17 protein-coding genes are annotated in these 20,051 nt (G+C 72.5%); 9 read left to right on the top strand and 8 right to left on the bottom strand.

The window, feature by feature from the left end:
• The first annotated feature begins 13 nt into the window (after window positions 1–13).
• The 3 genes from glnII to ABZ272_RS12885 all read left to right on the top strand — a co-directional run bounded on the left by glnII (window position 14) and on the right by ABZ272_RS12885 (window position 2,989).
• A complete protein-coding gene (gene glnII, locus ABZ272_RS12895; protein WP_355050105.1) occupies window positions 14–1,033 on the top strand; it encodes a glutamine synthetase in 1,020 nt (339 codons plus the stop codon).
• Between the two features lie 80 nt (window positions 1,034–1,113).
• Window positions 1,114–2,433 carry an ammonium transporter gene (locus tag ABZ272_RS12890; RefSeq protein WP_355050104.1) on the top strand — a complete coding sequence of 440 codons (1,320 nt, stop codon included), beginning with the start codon at window positions 1,114–1,116 and terminating at the stop codon, window positions 2,431–2,433.
• A 178-nt stretch (window positions 2,434–2,611) separates the two neighbouring features.
• The gene (locus tag ABZ272_RS12885; protein WP_355050103.1) at window positions 2,612–2,989 is read left to right on the top strand and encodes a MerR family transcriptional regulator; all 378 of its coding nucleotides are present in this window, start codon (window positions 2,612–2,614) and stop codon (window positions 2,987–2,989) included.
• Here the strand turns inward: ABZ272_RS12885 and ABZ272_RS12880 are convergent.
• Complete coding sequence (locus ABZ272_RS12880) at window positions 2,965–4,122, bottom strand: ROK family protein (protein WP_355050102.1); 1,158 nt, start codon at window positions 4,120–4,122, stop codon at window positions 2,965–2,967. The two genes, ABZ272_RS12885 and ABZ272_RS12880, sit on opposite strands and share 25 nt — an antisense overlap.
• Before the next feature lie 41 nt (window positions 4,123–4,163).
• Between ABZ272_RS12880 and ABZ272_RS12875 the strand changes: the two genes are divergently transcribed.
• Window positions 4,164–5,384 (top strand): MFS transporter, encoded by a 1,221-nt coding sequence (locus ABZ272_RS12875; RefSeq protein WP_355050101.1) that lies wholly within the window; start codon window positions 4,164–4,166, stop codon window positions 5,382–5,384.
• A gap of 16 nt (window positions 5,385–5,400) precedes the next feature.
• Here the strand turns inward: ABZ272_RS12875 and ABZ272_RS12870 are convergent, their stop codons facing one another.
• Window positions 5,401–6,786 (bottom strand): serine hydrolase domain-containing protein, encoded by a 1,386-nt coding sequence (locus ABZ272_RS12870; protein ID WP_355050100.1) that lies wholly within the window; start codon window positions 6,784–6,786, stop codon window positions 5,401–5,403.
• 228 nt (window positions 6,787–7,014) lie between these two features.
• Here ABZ272_RS12870 and ABZ272_RS12865 point away from each other — a divergent pair, with 228 nt between their 5' ends.
• Entirely contained in the window at window positions 7,015–8,391 is a 1,377-nt protein-coding gene (locus tag ABZ272_RS12865; protein WP_355050099.1) for an FAD-dependent oxidoreductase, read from the top strand.
• Window positions 8,392–8,442: 51 nt separating this feature from the next.
• On the opposite strand, the gene ABZ272_RS12860 is transcribed toward ABZ272_RS12865, so the two are convergent.
• Window positions 8,443–8,919, bottom strand: a complete 477-nt coding sequence (locus ABZ272_RS12860) for a heme-degrading domain-containing protein (protein WP_355050098.1) — start codon at window positions 8,917–8,919, stop codon at window positions 8,443–8,445.
• A 17-nt stretch (window positions 8,920–8,936) separates the two neighbouring features.
• Window positions 8,937–10,388: an SDR family NAD(P)-dependent oxidoreductase gene (locus ABZ272_RS12855; RefSeq protein ID WP_355050097.1), complete on the bottom strand. Its 1,452-nt coding sequence runs from the start codon at window positions 10,386–10,388 to the stop codon at window positions 8,937–8,939.
• Window positions 10,389–10,539: 151 nt separating this feature from the next.
• Here ABZ272_RS12855 and ABZ272_RS12850 point away from each other — a divergent pair, with 151 nt between their 5' ends.
• Window positions 10,540–13,716 carry a BTAD domain-containing putative transcriptional regulator gene (locus tag ABZ272_RS12850; protein ID WP_355050096.1) on the top strand — a complete coding sequence of 1,059 codons (3,177 nt, stop codon included), beginning with the start codon at window positions 10,540–10,542 and terminating at the stop codon, window positions 13,714–13,716.
• On the opposite strand, the gene ABZ272_RS12845 is transcribed toward ABZ272_RS12850, so the two are convergent.
• Window positions 13,717–14,544, bottom strand: a complete 828-nt coding sequence (locus ABZ272_RS12845) for an ABC transporter permease (RefSeq protein ID WP_355050095.1) — start codon at window positions 14,542–14,544, stop codon at window positions 13,717–13,719.
• Window positions 14,541–15,521 (bottom strand): ATP-binding cassette domain-containing protein, encoded by a 981-nt coding sequence (locus ABZ272_RS12840; protein ID WP_355050094.1) that lies wholly within the window; start codon window positions 15,519–15,521, stop codon window positions 14,541–14,543. The genes ABZ272_RS12845 and ABZ272_RS12840 overlap by 4 nt, the downstream gene beginning before the upstream one ends.
• 229 nt (window positions 15,522–15,750) lie before the next feature.
• Between ABZ272_RS12840 and ABZ272_RS12835 the strand changes: the two genes are divergently transcribed.
• The 3 genes from ABZ272_RS12835 (at window position 15,751) to pdxY (ending at window position 17,799) form a co-directional block, all read left to right on the top strand.
• On the top strand, window positions 15,751–15,894 hold the full coding sequence (locus ABZ272_RS12835) for a hypothetical protein (RefSeq protein ID WP_355050093.1): 144 nt from the start codon (window positions 15,751–15,753) through the stop codon (window positions 15,892–15,894).
• A gap of 122 nt (window positions 15,895–16,016) precedes the next feature.
• Window positions 16,017–16,802 (top strand): serine protease, encoded by a 786-nt coding sequence (locus tag ABZ272_RS12830; RefSeq protein ID WP_355050092.1) that lies wholly within the window; start codon window positions 16,017–16,019, stop codon window positions 16,800–16,802.
• Window positions 16,803–16,947: 145 nt separating this feature from the next.
• Complete coding sequence (gene pdxY, locus ABZ272_RS12825) at window positions 16,948–17,799, top strand: pyridoxal kinase PdxY (protein ID WP_355050091.1); 852 nt, start codon at window positions 16,948–16,950, stop codon at window positions 17,797–17,799.
• A gap of 24 nt (window positions 17,800–17,823) precedes the next feature.
• Here the strand turns inward: pdxY and ABZ272_RS12820 are convergent, their stop codons facing one another.
• A complete protein-coding gene (locus ABZ272_RS12820) occupies window positions 17,824–18,750 on the bottom strand; it encodes an acetamidase/formamidase family protein (protein WP_355050090.1) in 927 nt (308 codons plus the stop codon).
• A gap of 94 nt (window positions 18,751–18,844) precedes the next feature.
• On the bottom strand, window positions 18,845–19,912 hold the full coding sequence (locus ABZ272_RS12815) for a hypothetical protein (RefSeq protein WP_355050089.1): 1,068 nt from the start codon (window positions 19,910–19,912) through the stop codon (window positions 18,845–18,847).
• Window positions 19,913–20,051 lie beyond the last annotated feature (139 nt).

Raw genomic sequence — 20,051 nt, 5'->3', positions numbered from 1 at the left:
GGAGAAGAGACCCATGGCGTACAAGGCTGAATACATCTGGATCGACGGCACCGCGCCGACCGCGAAGCTGCGGTCGAAGACGAAGATCATCGAGGACGGCGTCACGCCGGGCACGTGGGGCTTCGACGGCTCCAGCACCAACCAGGCCGAGGGCAGCAGCTCCGACCGCGTCCTCGATCCGGTCGCCACCTACGCCGACCCCATCCGCGGCGGGGCGCACCTGCTGGTGCTCTGCGAGGTGTTCAACACCGACGGCACCCCGCACGAGTCCAACACGCGGGCGCTGCTGCGCCCGGTGGCCGAGCAGTTCGCCGGCCAGGAGTCGCTGTTCGGCATCGAGCAGGAGTACACGTTCTTCAAGGGCTCCCGCCCGCTGGGCTTCCCGGACGGCGGCTACCCGGCTCCGCAGGGCGGCTACTACTGCGGTGTGGGCGCGGACGAGATCTACGGCCGCGCCGTGGTCGAGAAGCACCTGGACAACTGCCTCGCCGCGGGCCTGTCCCTCTCCGGCATCAACGCCGAGGTCATGCCCGGCCAGTGGGAGTTCCAGGTCGGTCCGCTGTCCCCGCTGGAGGTCGCCGACCAGCTGTGGATCGCCCGCTGGCTCCTGCACCGCACGGCCGAGGACTTCGGCATCTCCGCGACCCTGGAGCCGAAGCCCGCGCGGGGCGACTGGAACGGCGCCGGCGCCCACACCAACTTCTCGACGCGCGCCATGCGGGAGAACTATTCGGCGATCATCGAGGCCTGCGAGGCCCTCGGCCGGGGCGACAAGCCCGCCGAGCACATCCGCAACTACGGCGCCGGCGTCGAGGCCCGCCTGACCGGCGCGCACGAGACGGCGCCCTGGAACGAGTACAGCTACGGCGTCTCGGATCGCGGTGCTTCCGTCCGCATCCCGTGGCAGGTGGAGATCGACAAGAAGGGCTACATCGAGGACCGCCGGCCCAACGCCAATGTCGACCCGTACACCGTGACCCGCCTCATCGTCGACACCTGCTGCAGCGCCCTGGCGGCCGCCGACCTCGTGTGAGGCGGGCGGACCACGGTCCGCGGACGACATTCACCACGCCGCGGTGCTGCGGCAGCTACCACGACATGGAGTGCATCTCGATGCCAGACGGCTTCGACGCGGGGGATACCGCATTCGTTCTGATCAGTGCCGCGTTGGTCATGCTGATGACCCCCGGCCTGGCGTTCTTCTACGGCGGAATGGTTCGCGTGAAGAGCGTTCTCAACATGCTGCTGATGAGTTTCATCAGCCTGGGCATCGTCAGCGTGCTCTGGGTGACCTACGGATACTCGCTCGCCTTCGGCGACGACGTCGGTGGGCGCGGACTCGTCGGCGACCTGAGCAACGTGGGCCTGAGCGGCATCTCGGACACCACGTTGACGGGCAGCATTCCGGTGCTCGCGTTCGCGGTGTTCCAGATGATGTTCGCCGTCATCACGCCGGCCCTGATCAGCGGCGCGATCGCCGACCGTGCCAGGTTCGGCGCGTGGATGCTGTTCGTCGCGCTCTGGGTGACCGTGGTGTATTTCCCGGTCGCCCACTGGGTGTGGCAGGCCGACGGTTGGATCTTCAAGCTCGGCGTGAAGGACTTCGCCGGAGGCACGGCGGTCCACATCAACGCCGGCATGGCCGCCCTCGGCGCGCTCCTCGTCCTCGGCAACCGGGTCGGCTTCCGGCGTGAGTCGATGCGGGCGCACAGCCTGCCGCTCGTGATGCTCGGCTCCGGCCTGCTGTGGTTCGGGTGGTTCGGGTTCAACGCCGGATCGGCCCTCGCCGCCAATGGCACCGCCAGCGTCGCCTTCATGAACACCCAGGTGGCGGCCGGTGCCGGCATGATCGGATGGCTCGTCTGGGAGCGCGTACGCAAGGGTGGCTTCACCTCCCTGGGCGCCGCGTCGGGCGCGGTCGCCGGCCTGGTGGCGATCACCCCCGCCTGCGCGGTCGTGAACACCTGGGGTGCGACCGCCATCGGTGTCATCGCCGGTGTCGTCTGCGCCTGGGCCGTCGGCCTCAAGGACCGCTTCGGCTATGACGACTCACTGGACGTCGTGGCGGTTCACGCGGTCGGTGGCTTCGTCGGAACGCTGCTCATCGGAGTGTTCGACACCACCGACGGCCTCGTCGCCGGCGCCGGTGCCGGGCAACTGGGGAAGCAGGCGGTCGGCGCCTTCGCCGTCGCCGCGTATTCGGTGGCGCTGACCTGGCTGCTCGTCAAGATCATTGATGTGACGGTCGGCTTCCGGGTGCCGCGATCTGACGAGGTCGCCGGCATCGACCAGGTCCTGCACGCGGAGAGCGCCTACGACTTCGACGTGAGCGAGGGGCGGGTCGACCCGGTCGGCTCGACCGGCGGCCGGGCGCAGGACAGGACCGCCCAGCATCCGATCATGGACGTCGTCAACGGCCCGTACACCCGCTGACCGACTGCGACGGACATCGCCGTGGTCCGGACCGGGAGGGGTGCGCCAACCCCTCTCGGTCCGCCGGCGTACGTCGACGGGAGCCGTCGCGCTGGCAGCCGTCGCGTGGACGACGCTAGAATCTGACGCTGACGTCAGAGGTAAGTGTGGTCGGCGTCACCATGTGAGGGGAGGGGCCGTGCGGATCGGAGAACTCGCCACCAGCACGGGAGTGTCGGTGCGCGCCCTGCGCTACTACGAGGAGCAGTCGCTGCTGATCCCCGAGCGCAGCGGCGGTGGCCAGCGCCAGTACGGCGATAAAGCGGTCGACCGGGTCCAGCTCATCCAGACGCTGTACGCGGCTGGACTGTCCAGCCGGACGATCCTGGATCTGCTGCCCTGCGTCGACGCCCAGGTCAACACGCCGCAGTCCCGTGCCCTGCTGAACGCCGAACGGGACCGCATCACGCACCAGATCGACCAGCTCGTCCAGGTCCGGGATCGCCTCGACGCGGTGATCAGCGCCAGCGAGGATCCGGCCGGCGGCTGCGGCTACGCCGACGAGATCCCGCGATAGTCGCCCGTGGGCCGGTGCTGTCGCACGGTCGTGGGCGGGGTGCCGGGGGTGAGGTCGGGGATGCCGTAGAGCTGGTCGAGGACCTGGATCGCGGCCCCGGCGGCGATCACGTCCGCGCCGAGGCTGGACAGGGTGACGGTCGGGGCCAGCCAGTCCGCCCGCCGCACGTCGGTACGGACGGCCTGCTCCACGGCGGCCCGGTAGACCTCGGCGTGGCGCAGCAGATCCGCGCCGGCGAGGACCACGTGGGCGAGGTCGAGGGTCTGGAGCAGGTTGACGACGCCGATCGCCAGGACCCGGGCGGCACGCGGGACGTCCTCCGCCTCGGTGGCACGGAGGTGGACGACCTCCAGGCAGCCGTGGCGTCCGCAGACGCAGACGGGCCCGTCCAGGTCGACGACCGTGTGGCCGAACTCGCCGGCGTTGGTGTGTGCCCCCCGATGGGCCGCGCCGCCCAGCCAGAAGCCGCCCCCGATGCCGGATTCGACCATGATGAGCGCCGCGTCGCCGAATGTCGCGCCGTGCCGCCACGCCTCGGCGGTGACACCGGCGGTCACGTCCTTGTCCAGGTGCACCGGCAGGCGAAGGCGCGCCTCGGCCAGTTCGCGCAGCGGTACGTCGTGCCAGTGTCGTAGGCCGTGCGCGTCCCGCACGAGGCCGTTGGCGTGGTCCAGAGGGCCGATCATGCCGAGGCCCACGCCGGTCAGCCGGTCCCGTAGCGCGGGGTCCTCGGTGATCGTCCCGATGCCGGCGCAGAGGGCGTCGAGGAGCTGTTCCGGGGTGAAGTCCGCGGGCAGCGGTCGGACCGTCGAGTGGCGCACGGCGCCGGCCAGGTCGACCAGGACGAGTCGCAGCGTGCGCCGGGCGACATGCGCGCCGATCGCGTACCGGCTGTCGGGGACCAGTTCGTAGACGACCGCGGGTTTGCCGATACCCGGGCGGCGGACACCGGCGGGGCGGATCAGGCCGTCGGCGCTCAGGCGCGCAATGACCTTGGAGACGGCCTGCGGGGTCAGGCCGGTGGCGGCGACGACCGTCGACCGTTCGAACGTCCGTGCCGTACGCCCCACGGCCAGCACCTGCGCCTGGTTGTAGTCGCGCAGGAACGTCACGTCCGCTGTGGTACGCGTCATCTCGCCACTCTATTACGCAACGCTGTTGCTAAATTCGCTCGGTGAACGCACTGAGCAGAGGTCAACGGCTCGCGGCGCTCGCCGCCCTGGCACTGGGCGGCGTGGCGGTCGGCCTGACGGAGTTCGTGGCCATGGGCCTGCTCCCCGAGATGGCACGCGACCTGCTCGCGCAGGACTACGCCCGATCCTCGTCGGACGCCGTCGCCCGGGCCGGTTGGATGATCACGGCGTACGCGCTGGGCGTCGTCGTGGGCGCTCCCCTGATCGCCGCGCTCAGCGCGCGCCTGCCCCGCCGCAGGCTCGTACTCGGGCTGCTCGTCCTCTTCGCCGCCGGCACGATCGCCTCGGCGACCGCCCCGAACTTCGAGCTGGTGCTGGTCGCGCGGTTCGTCGCCGCGCTGCCGCACGGCGCGTACTTCGGCGCGGCCGGCCTGCTCGCCGCCACCCTCATGGGTCCCGGCAACGAGGCCCGGGGTTTCGCCACCGTGCTCGGTGGCCTCACCGTGAGCAACGTGGTGGGCGTACCGCTGATCACCCGGCTCGGGCAGACGGTCGGCTGGCGTACGGCGTACCTGGTCATCGCCGGTGTCTTCCTGCTCACGCTGCTGGCCGTGCTCGCGGTCGTGCCGGAGGTGGCCGCGGCGGCGGACGGCTCGCCGGCCGCCGAACTGCGGGCGCTGCGGACCTCGCAGGTCTGGCTGGTCGCGGCCACCGGGGCGGTCGGCTTCGCCGGGTTCTTCGCGGTCGACTCGTACATCGCGCCGGTCACCACCGACGTCGCCGGCCTCTCCGCCGCGACGGTGCCGTGGGTGCTGGTCGCGGTGGGCCTCGGCATGACCGTCGGCAACGCCCTGGGCGGCTGGCTCGCCGACCGGGACCTGCGTCGCAGCATGATGATCGGCTTCGTGGCGATGATCGCCAGCATCGGCGTGTTCAGTCTCGTCGCGTCGCACCCGGTGGGTCTCTTCGTGGGCGCGTTCGGCGTCGGCGCGACGAGTCTCTACCTCGGTCCGGTCCTGCAGGCACGCCTCATCACGGTCGCCCCCGGCGCCCAGTTGATGGGCGCGGCGCTCAACCAGTCCGCCATGAACATCGCGAACAGCCTGGGCGCGGCGCTGGGCAGCGTCGGCATCGCCGCCGGGCTCGGCTACCTCGCGCCGGCCCGGGTGGGCCTGGTCCTGGCGGTCGTCGGGCTGGTCCTGGGAATCGTCAGCTACGCGGGGCGTCGTCGGGACCGGGAGCCGGCCGCCGTGGCGGGCTGACCGCCGCCGGCGTCGGTCAGGTGACCGACGAGGCCAGGAGGTCGCCGACGGCCGCTCGGACCGGATCGGGATTCGCCCAGGACCAGTTCGGGTGGGCCCGGTTCGTGAGCAGGGCGAGCACCAGCTTGCGGCCCGGGTCGACCAGCAGCGAGGGACCGGCGAACCCGGTGTGGCCGAAGGTGCGACCCGACGCGAGCCGGCCCATGAACCACTGCTGGTTGAGCACGACGCCGAGACCGTGGGCGGCCGTGCGGTGCGGACGCTCCGGGTCGACGGCCGGCTTGCCCGCGTTGTGGTTGGTGAGCATCCGGCGCACGGTGTCGGCGCCGAGGACCCGTCGGCCCTGGTAGGTGCCACCGTCGAGGAGCATCTGGCCGATCGCCGCGAGATCGCTGGCGCTGGCGAACACCCCCGCGTGACCGGCGACGCCTCCGAGGTGGTTGGCGACGTCGTCGTGCACGGTGCCACGGAGCAGACCGCGCGACGAGCGGGCGTCGGTGGCGACCATTCGGGCCGCCCTCTCGCTTGCCGACAGCCAGGTCGTGGGGGCGAAGCCGGTGTCGCGCAGGCCGAGTGGACCGGTGAGGTTCGCCTTGAGCGCCTGGTCGAGGCGTTTGCCGGTGACCTTCTCGACGATCTTGCCGGCGACCATGAGGCCGACGCTGGAGTAGCGGAACGTGTCCCCGGGCACGGCGCCCGAGACCAACGGTGTGGCGAGGACCGCGTTCCACCGGGCGGCGTTGTCCGGCAGGCCGGTGACCTTGGCGCCGACCGGGAGACCGCTGGTGTGGGTGAGCAGCATCTCGACGGTGACGCGGTCCTTGCCCGTGCCGGTGAACCCCGGCAGATAGTCGCGCACCGGGGCGGCCAGGTCGACACGGCCCCTGTCGACCTGCTGGAGCAGCAGGATGGCGGTGTAGACCTTGGTGACCGAGGCGAGGTCGAAGATGGAGTCCGGGCGCATGGCGACCCGGCTCTTCGCCGCGAGCAGTTTCGGGCCGGCCGCGTAGCGCAGGGCCTCACCGACCGCGGTGTGCACGGTCATCTTGCCGTCGACCAGCACGAGGGCGACCGCACCGGGAAAGCCGTGGTGCGTGACGGTCTGCGCCGAGGCGGGCAGGTGTCGCCGCAGCAACGCGGTCACGTCCGCGGCGTACCGGGCCTGGTTGCCGGACGCGCCCGCGCCGGCCGTGGGGGAGGCGCTCGGCGTACCCGACGAAGGGGCCGTGGGCTTTCCGGCCGCGCCGAATCCCACCCTGTTCCCCGCCGCGTCGGTGGCCGTCACCGTGCCGCCCGGGTCGGCCCCACCCGCCGACTCGCCGGCGCTGTCGCCGCAGCCGGTGAGAGCGGAGGTCGCGGCGGCCAGGCCAACCCCGAGCAGGGTACGACGGGCGACGGGCATGCCGGTGATGTTGACAGATCCGAATCGTGCGCGCCAAGCCCAATCAGCCGTACGCTCACCTCGTCCAGCGTTCTGGCCGGTTTCCGACACCTGTGCGGGCCGTACGGGCGACCGTCACCGCCTGTGCAACGATCGTCAGGCATCCTGTCGAACGGCCGGCGCCGCCGGTCTGTCCGTGCGGCAGACCCGGGGGAGGGTGCCCTGCCTCGTACTCCTTTGGAGAGCACCATGTCCCTCTCCCCGGTTCGGGTCTTCGCCGCGTTGAACGCCGTGCGACCTCCCGAGCAGCCAACTCCGGTCCTGGGTAAGGCGGTGGTGGTCGGCGGCAGCGTCGCCGGCCTGCTGGCCGCCCGGGTCCTGTCCGACCACGCCGAGAGCGTGATCCTCATCGACCGGGACGACCCGCAGGTCAGCGGCGCCCGGCCCGGCGTGCCCCAGGGCACCCAACTGCACGCGCTGCTGCCCGGCGGTCTTCTGCAACTGGAGCAGTTGTTTCCCGGGTTCCGCCAGCAGGCGCTGGCCCACGGCGCGGTCGAGGCGCCACCCGCCACCCGACGCAGCTACCTCGACGGTCGACGCAAGGTGGTCGTACCCGACGACGACGACAGCCTCGCCGGCAGCCGGCCGCTGCTGGAAGGGCTGATCCGCCAGCAGGTGCTCCGACTCCCCAACGTCAAGACCGTCACCGCCCGCGCCACCGGGCTCGTGATCGAGGGCGACGCGGTCACCGGTGTGTGCTGCGAGGTCAACGGGGTGGCCGGCGTCGAGGGCGGCGACCTGGTTGTCGACGCCATGGGCCGGTCCAGCCGACTCTCCGACTGGCTGGAACAGGCCGGTTGGGAGCGGCCCGCCACCCGCCGGATGCCGGTGCACCTCAACTACGCCACCGCGCTGTTCCGACGCCCGGAGCAGACTCCTGGGACGCGCGTCGTCATGGCCCTGCACACCCCACGGACCATGACGGACGTCGCCGGCGCCGCCTTTTTCGCCATCGAGGACGGTCGGTGGATGGCCATGATGGCCGGCTACGGCGACGACCGGCCGGGACGCACCGCGCAGGACTTCGTCCGACGGCTGCGCGAGCAGTTCCCGCCCGAGTTCGGCGAGGTCGCCGACCAGGAGATGCTCGGTGACGTGCAGACCTACCACCACGCCGACAGCCGGCGTCGGGACTTCCACGCGCTGCGGCGCTTCCCGGCCCGGCTCGTCAGCGTGGGCGACGCCGTCGCGTCGTTCAACCCGGTGTACGGGCAGGGGATGACGGCCGCTGCCCTGCACGCGGCCTGCCTGTCGGCGTACCTACGCCCCGGCCCGGACCTGAGCGTGCCGGCCCGCCACTTCCTCGACCTGCAGAAGGTCGTGGTCGACGCCGCGTGGTCGACGTCGACCTCCGCCGACCTGGCGCTGCCGCACGTCGACGGCCCCTACCCGCGCGGCTACCGGGTCACGAGCTGGGCGAGCCGGCAGATCCTCACGGCGACCGTGACGGACGTGGCGATCGCACGCCGGTTCAACGAGGTCGTCTCCATGCGCGAGCACCCGCTGTCGCTGGCCAAACTCGGCGTGATCCTGGGCGCCGTGCGCGCCAACCGTCGGGCGGGCTGACGGAGAGACCCCGCCGCCCGTCCAGCGTCTGACGGGCGGCGGGTTCGCCAACTACTGCGCGGCCGACCGCAGGATGTCGACGACGAAGCGGTGGTCGTCCAACTGCGGAAGCCCCGAGACGCCCATCCAGCCCACCACGCCGGTGCCGCGCACCCGCAGCGGCAGCGCGCCCCCGGCGGCGGCGTACCGGGAGGCCGGCAGCCCGTAACGCTCGGTCAGCGTCACGTTCTTGTCCTGGCAGAGCCGGGCCACGTAGAGCGACGAGTGCTCGAACCGCACCACCACCCGGCCCTTGCGGCGCAGCCAGGCGTCGTTGTCCTGGGTGGAGCCGGGCAGGCCACAGTGGAACAGCTGACGCCCGGCCCGCCACACGCCCACCGCGACCGGCAGCGCCCGCTCGCTCGCGGCGGCCACCGCGCGCATGCCCAGCTCGTACGCGTCCGTCTCGGACAGGCCGGTACGTTCCAGCTCCGCCTCCTCGCGGAGCAGCTCGTCCAGGGTCGGCCAGGAATCGTGGTCGGATGTCATGGGTTTCTCCTCGTCGTTCACCAGGCGCACGGCGCGTAGTCCTTCAGGAAGCAGCCGTACAGGTCCTCGCCCTGCTCGCCGCGGACGATCGGGTCGTAGACCCGGGCCGCGCCGTCCACCAGGTCCAGCGGGGCGTGGAAACCCTCGTCGGCCAGGCGCATCTTCGTCGGGTGCGGCCGCTCGTCGGTGATCCAACCCGTGTCGACGCTGGTCATCAGGATGCCGTCGGTCAGCATCTCCTGGGCGCTGGTGCGGGTCAGCATGTTCAACGCGGCCTTGGCCATGTTGGTGTGCGGGTGCCCCGGACCCTTGTAGCCGCGACCGAACTGACCCTCCATCGCCGAGACGTTCACCACGTACTTGCGGCGGGCCGGCGCGGCGGCCATCGCCGGACGTAGCCGGCTGACCAGCACGAATGGCGCGGTCACGTTGCACAATTGCACTTCCAGCAGCTCGACCGGGTCGACCTCCTGCACCCGCTGCACCCAGCTGTTGACCGGGTCGAGGTCCGGCACGAGACCGCCGGCGTCGATGGCGGTGGACGCCGCGATCCGCTCCGGCGAGGCCGACCCGCTGGTCAACGCCAGCGCGGTGAGCGCGTGCGGGGTGAGGGCCGGCGACTCCGAGCCGGCGGTGAGCGCACCACCCGCGCCGGCCGCCTTGGTGAACGTGATCAGCTCCGGCAGGGGCCCGTCCGGCAGGGCCGCGGCCTCCGCGGCGACGAGCTGGGCGTACGCCCCGGGCGAGCGGCGGACCGTCTGCGCCGCGTTGTTGATCAGGATGTCGAGGGGGCCCTGGCTGCTGACCGAGTCGGCGAGGGCGATCACCTGCGCCGGGTCGCGCAGGTCGATGCCGACGATCCGTAGGCGGTGCAGCCAGTCCGCGCTGTCGGGCATCGCGGCGAACCGGCGGACCGCGTCGTGCGGGAACCGGGTCGTCACCGTCGTGTGCGCGCCGTCGCGCAGCAGCCGCAGCGCGATGTACATGCCGATCTTCGCGCGCCCGCCGGTGAGCAGCGCGCGCCGGCCGGTCAGGTCGGTACGGGCGTCCCGGCGCTCCCGGTTCAGCGCGGCGCAGGACGGGCAGAGCTGGTGGTAGAAGGCGTCCACCTCGCGGTAGCGCTGCTTGCAGATGTAGCAGCCGCGCGGGTTGTGCAGGAGCCCCGCCGTCGTGCCGCTGGTGGGGGAGGCGAGGGGGATGCCCTGGGTCTCGTCGTCGATTCGACCCGGGGCGCCGGTGGCCGTGGCCTCCGTCACCGCACGGTCGGCCGCCAGGATGGCGTCGCGTCGCTCCTCACGTCGCCGCTGCTTGATCACCTTGTAGAGCCTCGCGGTGGCCCGCTGCACCCGCACCACGTCGGGGTGGTCGGGAGGAAGGGCCTCCAACGCCTCGAAGACGCTCAGGCAGGTCTCCAGCCGGTTCCGGTCGATGCCGCCCTGAGCGTTGTCGGGAATGTTGTCCACCGTCATGCGTCGTTGTCTCGTCCCGTTTCCTGTGCCGGATTTCGCCGGCCCACCCCAAGTCCGACCCGAAACTGTACGCACCGCGGCGTCCCGGCCGCACCCCACGCCGTCGGGCACCCTGCACGGCGCTGTGGTGCGCGTGAGGGATGCTGGTCCCGTGCAGATCACCATCCTCGGTCCCCTCGCCGTCGACGGCCGGCCGGTCCGGGGCGAGCGGTTGGCCGCGGTGCTCCGCGCGCTCGTCGACGCGCGCGGTCGGGCGGTCTCCACCAGCCTGCTCGTGGACGTGGTCTGGGACGGCGGCCCGCCGGACGACGCGACCGGCGCCGTGCAGGCGCTCGTGTCCCGCGTACGTCGTCTCGGGCTGCCCGTGGTGGCCGTGCCGGGGGGTTACCGCCTGCCGACCGAGGAGGTGACCGTCGACGCGGTCGAGGCACGGGCGCTCGTCGAGGGCGGTCGGGTCGCGCTGCGGGCCGGTGACGCGCGCGCGGCCCGCGACGCGGCCGACCGGGCTCGCGCCCTGTTCCCCGAGGTGCCGGAGATCGCCGGCGCGGACGACACGCGCCTGTTCGCCGACGTCGCCGCGCTGCGCGCCGAGGCCGCGCTCGCCGGCGCGGGCCCGTACGACGAGGCCGACCTGCGCCGGCTGGCCGCGCGGACGCCCCCGGACGAGCCGTCGGCCGCCCTGCTCGTGCGGGTGCTCGCCGTCCAGGGGCGGGAGGCGGAGGCGCTGGAGGTGGTCGAGCGTCTCCGCGACGAGCTTGCCGACCGCTACGGTACCGACCCGTCCCCGGTGATCACACAGGTCCACCTGGCCCTCCTGCGCGGCGAACTCACCACGCCGGCCGTCGTGGCGCCACCCCGTCCGCCGGCACGCGTCGTCCTGCCCGCCGCGTGGCGCCGGCCGATGACCGCCCTCGTGGGCCGCGAGCGGGACGTCGAGGCCCTGGACGCGGCGCTCGACGATTCGGCGCTCGTGACGATCGTGGCGACCGGCGGCGCGGGCAAGACCCGCCTCGCCGCCGAGGTCACCCGACGCGCGGCGGCGGCCGGGCAGGGGGTACGGGTGGTCGAGCTGGCCGGTCTGCGCTCGCCCGACGAGGTGCTGCCCACCGTGCTCGCGGCGCTCGGCGGCGCGGACACCTCGTCCACCGGCGGCAACCTGGGCCTCGAACGCCGGGTGCTCAGCCCCGAGGAGCGGATGCGTGCCGTGGCGCCGGACCTCGACGGCCTGATCGTGGTGGACAACTGCGAGCACGTCCTCGACGCGGTGGCCACCGTCGTCGCGGACCTGCTCGCGGTGACGTCACCGGAGGTCGCGGTGCTCGCCACCAGTCGGGCCCCGCTGGGCCTGGCCGGCGAGCGGGTCCACCGACTGACCGCCCTGCCGGACTCCGACGCGCTCGGGCTGGTCGAATCCCGGGCGCGGGCCGGTGGCGCGGTCCCGACCTGGGACACCGCCCGGGCTCTCGAGCTGTGCAACCGGCTGGACAACCTGCCGTTGGCCCTCGAACTGGCCGCCGCGCGGCTGCGGCACATGCCGATCGACGACGTGCTCGCCGGGTTGGCCGACCGGTTCGCCCTGCTCGACGACGCGCTGCGCGGGCTGCCGGAACGCCACGCCAGCCTGTGGGCGATGGTCGACTGGAGCCGCGAACTGCTCGCCCCCGACGACCGGACGCTGCTGGAACGGGTCGCGGTCATCCCCGCGCCGTTCACCGCCGACCTCGCCGCCGCGGTCGCCGGGACGCCGGACGTCCGCCGTGGCCTCGCCACGCTCGTCGAACAGTCCCTGCTGACCCTGGTCGAGGCCGACGGGCCACCGCGCTACCGGATGTTGGAGACCGTCCGTGAGTACGGCGAGGCCCGGCTGGGCGCGTCCGGCGACCGGGACGTGGCGATGGCCGGCCTCACCGGGTGGGCCCGGCACGAGGCTGTGGCGCTGGCCGCCCGCCTTGTCGGTCGCGAGCAGGTCGTGGCGCTCGACCGCTGCGCGACCGAGCAGGACAACCTGCTTGCCGGCCTGCGCTGGGCGCTGAGCCACGACGACGAGCCCGCCGCCGTCGACGTCGCCACCGCGCTGCTGCATCTCTGGACGGTGCGCGGCCTGCACCTGGAGGTCCTCGCCTGGGCGCGTTCGCTGCTGCACGTCGACGAGCCGCGTCGGCGGCGGCGATCGGCGATCCTGGGCGGCCGGGCCAGCGGCCGACCGCTGCCCGACGGTGACCGGCTCGCCTGGACGTGCCTGCTGATCGGCGTGAACGCCGGCATCAGCGCCGACTTCCGCCCGGCCGTGCTCGCCCGGCGGGCCCTGCGCACCCTCCTGGGCGAACGGCCCGCCGAGGTGTCGCCGAGGCTGACCGCGCTCGCGTCGGCGTTGCCCGGTTTCGACACGTCCGACGTCCAGGAGAGCCTGAAGAGCGCAGGTGAGCTGATCGCCCACCCGGACCCGTACGTGCAGGGGCTCGGGCTGTTCGCGCGCGCGGCGGTACGGGAGAACGGCGGCCTGCCGGAGTCGTCGATCGAGGACGCCGAGCAGGCGTACCACCGCTTCGAGGCCGCCGGTGACCACTGGGGCATGGCGATGGCGGCGGGCGCCGTGGGGCAGTTCCTGCTGCCCGGACGGGAGGAACGCTCGGCCGAGTGGCTGACGCTCAGTCTCCGGCACATGGAGATGATCGGCGCCCAGCAGGACGCGCGGTCGGTGCGGGTACGCCTCGACGTGCATCTCGCCCTCAACGGCGAGGAGGAGGCGGAGCGGCGGCTGGCGGAGTTGGTCGGCTCGGGTCAGGCCGAGCAGGTGGACGTGGCGCAGGCGCTGCTCGGCCTGGCCCAACTCGCCTGGCGGCGCGAGCGGTACGACGAGGCGCTCGCCCGCGCCGACGAGGTGAGCCGCATCCTCGTGGACTGGACCGGACCGCCGCCGCAGCCGCGGGTGATGCTGCGGACCGCGGCGGCGGTGCTCTACCTGCGGGTGGCCCACGCGCGGCGGGACACCGGCGGTGCGGCCGACGCCCGCGCCGCCTCGCTGCTGTCCGCCGCCCGCGACGACGCGCTGACGTCGCGGGACCTGCCGGTGATCGGCGCGTGGGCGTCGGGCGGGGCGGAACTCGCCGCCAGTCGTGGTGACGTCGAGACCGCCCGTGAACTGTTCGCGATCGCCCGGCGGATCGGCACGCACATGGAGATGTTCCTCCCCGCCGGGCAGGGCGAACAGCTCATCGCCGCTCTCGGGGACGAGAGTCGGCGTGAGCAGTTGCTGGCCGCGTGGCGCGAGCGTCCGGTCGCCGTCGCGGTCGCCCGCATCCGCGCCCTGATGGACGACCTGCTGTAGCTAGACCTTCTTGCGGTAGGCGCGTAGCGCCATGGGCATGAACACCGCCACGAAGCCGGCGCACCAGGCGAGGGTCCACCACACGTGCGCGTCGAGCGGGGTGCCGAGGAACAGTCCGCGGACCGAGGCCACCAGGTGGGTCATCGGGTTGACCTTGACGAAGGCCTGCATCCAGCCGGGCAGGGTGTCGGTGCCGACGAACACGTTCGAACCGAAGCTCAGCGGCATGATCAGGGCGAACATCAGGCCCTGCACGGCACCCGGGGTACGCACCTTCATCGACACCCAGACCGGCAGCCAGCTCAGGCAGAGCGCGAACAGCACCGCGAGCACGCAGCCGGCGATCGCCCGGAACGGGTCGGTGTCGATCCGGAAGCCCATCAGGTAGCCGATCGCGAGGGTCGAGACCGTGACGATCACGTACCGGACGACGTCGCCGAGGACCGCGCCGACAAGCGGTGCGGAGCGGGGGACCGGCAGCGACCGGAACCGGTCGAAGATGCCCTTGGCGATATCGGTGTTGAGGTTCACGCCGATCGCGATCGCCCCGGTCGCGATGGTCTGCGCCAGGATGCCCGGCAGCAGGAATTGCAGGTAGTCATGGGTGGAGCCGGCGACCGCCCCGCCGAAGATGTAGACGAAGATGACCAGGAACAGCACCGGTTGCAGCGTGACGTCGATCAGCGCCTCGGGCGTACGCCAGGTCTTGATGAGGCTGCGCTTGGCGAGCGCCAGCGAGTGCCGCACCAGTCGGAACGGTCGCGGGTTCACCGCTGCCGTCGACAGCGCCGGACCCGTCGTGGGTGGTGCGTCCAACTGGGTGCTCATGCCGCTACCTCCGTACGCGAAGTGGTGTCGTCCTCGGATGCCGTACGCCCGGTGAGGGTGAAGAACACCTCGTCGAGGCTGGGCAGGTGCAGGGAGAGTTCGGTGACGGCGATGCCGGCGGAGGCCAGGCGGGCGACGCTCTCGGTCAGCGCCGTGTCGTCGGCGACCGGCACGGCGAGGACGCCCCTGCGGATCTCGTCGGCCGACCCGCCCGAGCCCACGTCGGTCAGGATCGCCGCGGTCCGGCGAAGCTGCCCCGGGTCGGTCGGCCGGACCTCGAGGGTCTGCCCGCCGACGATCCGCTTGAGCCCGTCGGGCGTGTCGTGCGCGATGACCCGTCCGTGGTCGATCACCGTGATCGCGTCGGCCAGCGCGTCGGCCTCCTCCAGGTACTGCGTGGTGAGCAGCACCGTCGAGCCGTTGGTCACCAACGACCGGACCACGTCCCACATGTCCTCGCGCTTGGCCGGGTCCAGCCCGGTCGTCGGCTCGTCCAGGAAGATCACGTCCGGCGAGCCCACGAGGCTCGCGGCCAGGTCGAGCCGCCGCCGCATACCCCCGGAGTACGTCTTGGCGGGCCGGTTCGCGGCGTCGGTCAGGTCGAACCACTCGAGCAGTTCGGTGGCCCGCCGCCGGGCACCGGCGCGACCGAGGTCCAGCAGCGTGCCGAACAGTTCCAGGTTCTGCCGCCCGGTCAGGTCCTCGTCGACCGAGGCGTACTGGCCGGTGAGGCCGATACGCTGCCGGACCCGCCCGGCGTCGCGGACGACGTCGAAGCCGCCGATCCGGGCGCTCCCGGCGTCCGGGGTCAGCAGGGTGGAGAGGATGCGGACGGCCGTGGTCTTGCCCGCGCCGTTGGGCCCGAGCACCCCGAGCACCGTCCCCCGGGGTACGGCGAGGTCCACGCCCTGTAGCGCCCTCGTCTTCCCGAAGGTCTTGACGAGGCCCTCGGCCTCGATCACCAGATCGGTTGTCATGCCGACCAGCGTGCGCGGCGCGCCTGACACCGCTCCGACACGCCGCTGACAGCCCCGCCGACGCGGGCTGACACCACGCCGGGCGGTCGCGGCAGGGTGCGCGTACGTCCGGGGGTTGGTGCGCTCGCCGGCCGCTGCCATAATGACGGTGGCGCCCGTCGATGTCCGTGGGCCCGGGGGAAGCCCTCCGCAAGGCGCGGATGGTGGGGGTCGAAACCCGGAGGCCGCGATGGACCTTGTCCCCGACGCTACCGCCCTCTCCAGCCTGGTCGACCTGCTCGGCGCGGTGCTGCAACTGGCCGCCGCGGTGGTCAGCCTCATGGCGGTCGGCGCCGCCCGTGGGCGTCGCCGTCGGCGGGACCGCGACGTCTAACGATCCATAACCCCGGGGTACGACCCAGAGGGGATGACCCGCAACATCCATTCCCATCAATACGATTACCGCTATCGATCAGGTGCGCCCACAAGGTGTGCCGTCCCGAAGCGGAGGAATGCATGGTTCGCTGGCGTACCCTCACCGGCCTGGTGGCCGCCGCGCTGGCCGCGGCCAGCCTCACCCTCGCGGCGCCCGCCGCCGCGGCCGACAACCCCGTCACGCCGAACGTGGTCGGCGGCACCCGCGCCTCCCAGGGCGAGTTCCCGTTCATGGTGCGGCTCTCGATGGGCTGCGGCGGGGCCCTCTACAGCTCCCGGCTGGTGCTCACCGCCGCGCACTGCGTGGGCGCGACCGGCACCAACACCAGCATCACCGCGACCCTCGGGGTGGTCGACCTCCAGTCGTCCAGCCGGATCACCGTCCGGTCCAACTACGTCTACCGCGCGCCCGGCTACAACGGCAACGGCAAGGACTGGGCGCTGATCCGCCTGGCCACCCCCGTCACCGGGCTGAGCACGTTGAAGATCGCCACCACGACCGCGTACGACAGCGGCACCTTCACCGTCGCCGGCTGGGGCGCGGCGCGCGAGGGGGGCGCGCAGCAGCGGTACCTGCTCAAGGCCACCGTCCCGTTCGTCAGCGACTCCACCTGCAACTCCAACTACGGAGGCGACCTCATCCCCGCCGAGGAGATCTGCGCCGGCTATGCCAGCGGCGGCACCGACACCTGCCAGGGCGACTCGGGCGGCCCGATGTTCCGCCGCGACGCCGCCAACGCCTGGATCCAGGTCGGCATCGTCAGCTGGGGCAACGGCTGCGCCCGACCCAACTATCCGGGCGTCTACACCCAGGTGAGCTACTTCGCCTCGTCGATCGCCTCGGCCGCGGCGAGCCTCGGCGGCTGACCGCGCGGCACGAGGGGGCGGCCCGGATTTCGGCGGTCCGGGCCGCCCCAAGTGCCGTCTGGCGTCCGGGCGAACCGCAGTGGGCCAGCCGACAGAATCGGTGGCCCGCGCGTCCCGGGGCGGACGGTGCGGCCATGATGGGTCCGTGCAGATCCTGTCCATCCAGTCGTCGGTCGCCTACGGCCACGTCGGCAACTCGGCCGCCGTCTTCCCCCTCCAGCGTCTCGGACACGAGGTGTGGCCGGTGTTGACCGTCCACTTCTCCAACCACACCGGGTACGGCGCGTGGCGCGGCCCGTTGCTGGCGGCCGCCGACGTGGCCGAGGTGATCGCGGGCATCGCCGACCGGGGCGTACTCGGCAGCGCCGACGCGGTGCTGTCCGGCTACCAGGGCGACCCGGCGATGGGCGCCGTGATCCTGGACGCCGTCGCCCAGGTCAAGGCCGTCAACCCGGCCGCCGTGTACTGCTGCGACCCGGTGATGGGCGACGTCGGCCGGGGGATGTTCGTCCGGCCCGGCATCCCGGAGTATCTGCGCGACACCGTCGTGCCGCGCGCCGACATCATCACGCCGAACCACTTCGAGCTGGACTTCCTCGCCGGCCGTACGACCACCACCCTCGCCCAGGTGCTGGAGGCGGTCGACGTCGTCCGCGCCACCGGGCCGAGGCACGCCCTGGTGACGAGCGTGCTGCACGACGACGTGCCGGCGGGTTCGCTGGAGGTCGTGGCGGTCTCCGACGAGGGCGCCTGGGCGGTCACCACCCCGCTGCTGCCGATCAATCCGAACGGCGGCGGCGACGTCACCGCGGCGCTGTACCTGGCGCACCTGTCGACCACCGGCTCACCGGCCACCGCGCTGGAGCGCACCGTCTCCTCGGTCTTCACCGTCCTCGAAGCGACCCTCGCGGCGGGCACCCGGGAGATCCAACTGATCGCCGCGCAGGACGCGATCGCCGAGCCGCCGGCCCGGTTCACGGCCCGCCGGCTGCGCTGACGCCGGTTTCGGGCCGGCGTCGGCTCAGCGCAGCGCGTCGTCGCGCAGCACCGCGTGCGCGCCGACGGTCTGGTTGACGATCTGGGTCACCCGTACGTCGACGACGACGCTGGCCAGCGCCACCGCGTCCGGCCGGCTGAGACCGTGCAGCCGTTGCAGCAGGGTCATCATCGCCTCCAGGGCGCGGAACGTCGCCTCGTCGAGGGACGCTCCCACGCCCAGCGTCAGCCAGGCGTCGGCGGTGCGGGCCACCGGTCCGGTGACCGGGAAGTCGTCGCGGACGTCGAAGGTCAGCGTCACCTCGTCCATCGGGCACTCGATCGCCGTGCCGCCCACCTCGCCGTCGCCCTGAGCGGCGTGCCCGTCCCCGACCGAGAACAGCGCTCCGTCGACCGTGATCGGCAGCAGCAGCGTGGTCCCGGCGGTCAGGTCCTTGCAGTCCAGGTTGCCGCCGCACTCGCGCGGCGGGGTGGTGGAGTGCCGTCCCGGTTCCGCCGGCGGCATGCCGAGCACCCCCATGAAGGGGCGCAACGCCACCGTGTGACCGTGCTGGTTGCGGCCGGTCATCGTCGCCGGGTCCAGCTCCCAGGCGTGTACCACCTGTGTCGACTCGACGTCGTAGCGCTCGTTGAAGGCGCTCGGCCACCCGCCCGCCACCGTCGTACCCCACGTGCCCGGGACGATCGCGTCGATGCGTACCGCGAGGGTCTGGCCGGCGCGAGCGCCGCGGACCGCGACCGGCCCGACGAGCGCGTGCCCGTCCTCGGGCCGCCGCTGCGGGACCCGGGGGCGGTCCCGGTTCGCGCCGCCGGGGTACGGGCCGGCGGACCACCAGCAGTCCAGGGTGCGGTAGGTGACGGTGTCGCCGGAGTCGATGGTGAGCACCGGCGTGAGGTCGGGGGAGAAGTGCCCGTGCAGGGTCTTGTCGTCCGGTGCGAGGGTGTGTCGCATCTGCGCAGGCTACGTGTCGATCCGGGGTGGCGCGACCGCCGGTGGGCGCAGGTGCGCGGCCGAACGGGTCGGCCGCGCACCTGCGCGGATCGGGTCAGTCGACGGTCGGCGGTGCCGTGCGGGCCGCCTCGGTCAGTGCCTTGGCGGCGGTGGCGTACGGGTTGTAGCTGTAGCCGCGCGCCAACCCGGCCGGGACGGTGAAGTACTCGACCGACAGCTTCGCCGGGTCGCTGGCCAGCTCGCCACGGGCGGGTACGTCGTTACCGTCGTCCCAGCCCCAGGGGGCGTTCGCGGAGTTCGCCGAGCAGCTCCAGGTGCCGACGCCGCAGTCGCCGGAGGTGTCCCCGGCGAAGGTGCCCAGGCTGGCGAAGAGGTTCGTGTTGGTCCGCTGCGCCCACAGGCCGCCGGCGGCGAAGATGTCGACGAGCTGGTAACGAACGTCGCGGTCGTCGCCGCTCTCCGGCGTCTCGGCCACCGTGGACGGGTAGTAGACCAGGCCGTCGCCGTTGATGGCGTACTGCGGGTACGCCTTCAGTCCGTGGCCCTGCGCCTCCTGCGCGGTGACCGGGTGCGCAAAGGAGTCGTGCGGCGAGGACTGGAACTGCAGGGTGCCGTCGACGCTCTCCCGGCCGCTGGTCCAGGTGCTGCCGGCCGGGGTGTACGAGTAGAAGTCGCTGTGGGCCACGGTGACCGCCCCGCGCAGGACGCCGTACGCGGAGCCGTCCCGCTCGATCGCGAAGAGGACGCCCTCGCCGTCGTTCTCGTGCTCGGTCTCGAAGAACGGGTGGTCGGTCCAGTCCCGGGGGTGGAAGAACAGGTACGTGATGTACCAGTGCGTGCTCGTCTCCACGACGGAGTAGTACACGTGCGCGGCGAGCGACGTGCCGGACGTGCCGACGCGGTCCCAGTTGTCGCGTCCGTTGAGGTCGCCGTCGAAGTCCACGGCGGTGACGTAGTCACTCCGGCCGCCCAGGGCGTGGGTGCCGGTGGCGTCGACGTCCTGGTAGTGGATGGGCGCCCAGCGCAGGGCCAGCTCGGCCCGGCTGACCGCGGCGGTTGCGGGTGACGGCGTCGTGAGCGGGGTGAGCGTCAGCGCCAGCGCGGCGGCTGCCGCCGTCAGTGCCCTCGTCACCCGTCGGTTGGTGTTTCTCCTGTCGCGCATGGTGTGCTCCCGCGTCGAAGTGACAGACCATCATGGATGATCGTCGATCCGAGGGCCCGGCGCGTGTCCTCACGGCGACGGGAAGGCGGCGGGCGTCCGACGGGCTCGCGACAGCTCGCTTGTATCGACAATCGTCGAA

The organism is Micromonospora sp. NPDC005979, from assembly GCF_040614415.1.
In the GTDB taxonomy this organism is placed as follows: domain Bacteria; phylum Actinomycetota; class Actinomycetes; order Mycobacteriales; family Micromonosporaceae; genus Micromonospora.
This window is presented reverse-complemented; position numbering and strand designations above follow the sequence as displayed.

What these genes read in the sequence shown, in the direction of transcription:
- glnII (WP_355050105.1), top strand. Translation starts at nt 14, where the DNA reads ATGGCGTACAAGGCTGAATACATCTGGATCGACGGCACCGCGCCGACC.
- ABZ272_RS12890 (WP_355050104.1), top strand. Translation starts at nt 1,114, where the DNA reads ATGCCAGACGGCTTCGACGCGGGGGATACCGCATTCGTTCTGATCAGT.
- ABZ272_RS12880 (WP_355050102.1), bottom strand. Translation starts at nt 4,122, where the DNA reads ATGACGCGTACCACAGCGGACGTGACGTTCCTGCGCGACTACAACCAG.
- ABZ272_RS12870 (WP_355050100.1), bottom strand. Translation starts at nt 6,786, where the DNA reads ATGCCCGTCGCCCGTCGTACCCTGCTCGGGGTTGGCCTGGCCGCCGCG.
- ABZ272_RS12865 (WP_355050099.1), top strand. Translation starts at nt 7,015, where the DNA reads ATGTCCCTCTCCCCGGTTCGGGTCTTCGCCGCGTTGAACGCCGTGCGA.
- ABZ272_RS12860 (WP_355050098.1), bottom strand. Translation starts at nt 8,919, where the DNA reads ATGACATCCGACCACGATTCCTGGCCGACCCTGGACGAGCTGCTCCGC.
- ABZ272_RS12855 (WP_355050097.1), bottom strand. Translation starts at nt 10,388, where the DNA reads ATGACGGTGGACAACATTCCCGACAACGCTCAGGGCGGCATCGACCGG.
- ABZ272_RS12845 (WP_355050095.1), bottom strand. Translation starts at nt 14,544, where the DNA reads ATGAGCACCCAGTTGGACGCACCACCCACGACGGGTCCGGCGCTGTCG.
- ABZ272_RS12840 (WP_355050094.1), bottom strand. Translation starts at nt 15,521, where the DNA reads ATGACAACCGATCTGGTGATCGAGGCCGAGGGCCTCGTCAAGACCTTC.
- ABZ272_RS12835 (WP_355050093.1), top strand. Translation starts at nt 15,751, where the DNA reads ATGGACCTTGTCCCCGACGCTACCGCCCTCTCCAGCCTGGTCGACCTG.
- ABZ272_RS12830 (WP_355050092.1), top strand. Translation starts at nt 16,017, where the DNA reads ATGGTTCGCTGGCGTACCCTCACCGGCCTGGTGGCCGCCGCGCTGGCC.
- ABZ272_RS12820 (WP_355050090.1), bottom strand. Translation starts at nt 18,750, where the DNA reads ATGCGACACACCCTCGCACCGGACGACAAGACCCTGCACGGGCACTTC.
- ABZ272_RS12815 (WP_355050089.1), bottom strand. Translation starts at nt 19,912, where the DNA reads ATGCGCGACAGGAGAAACACCAACCGACGGGTGACGAGGGCACTGACG.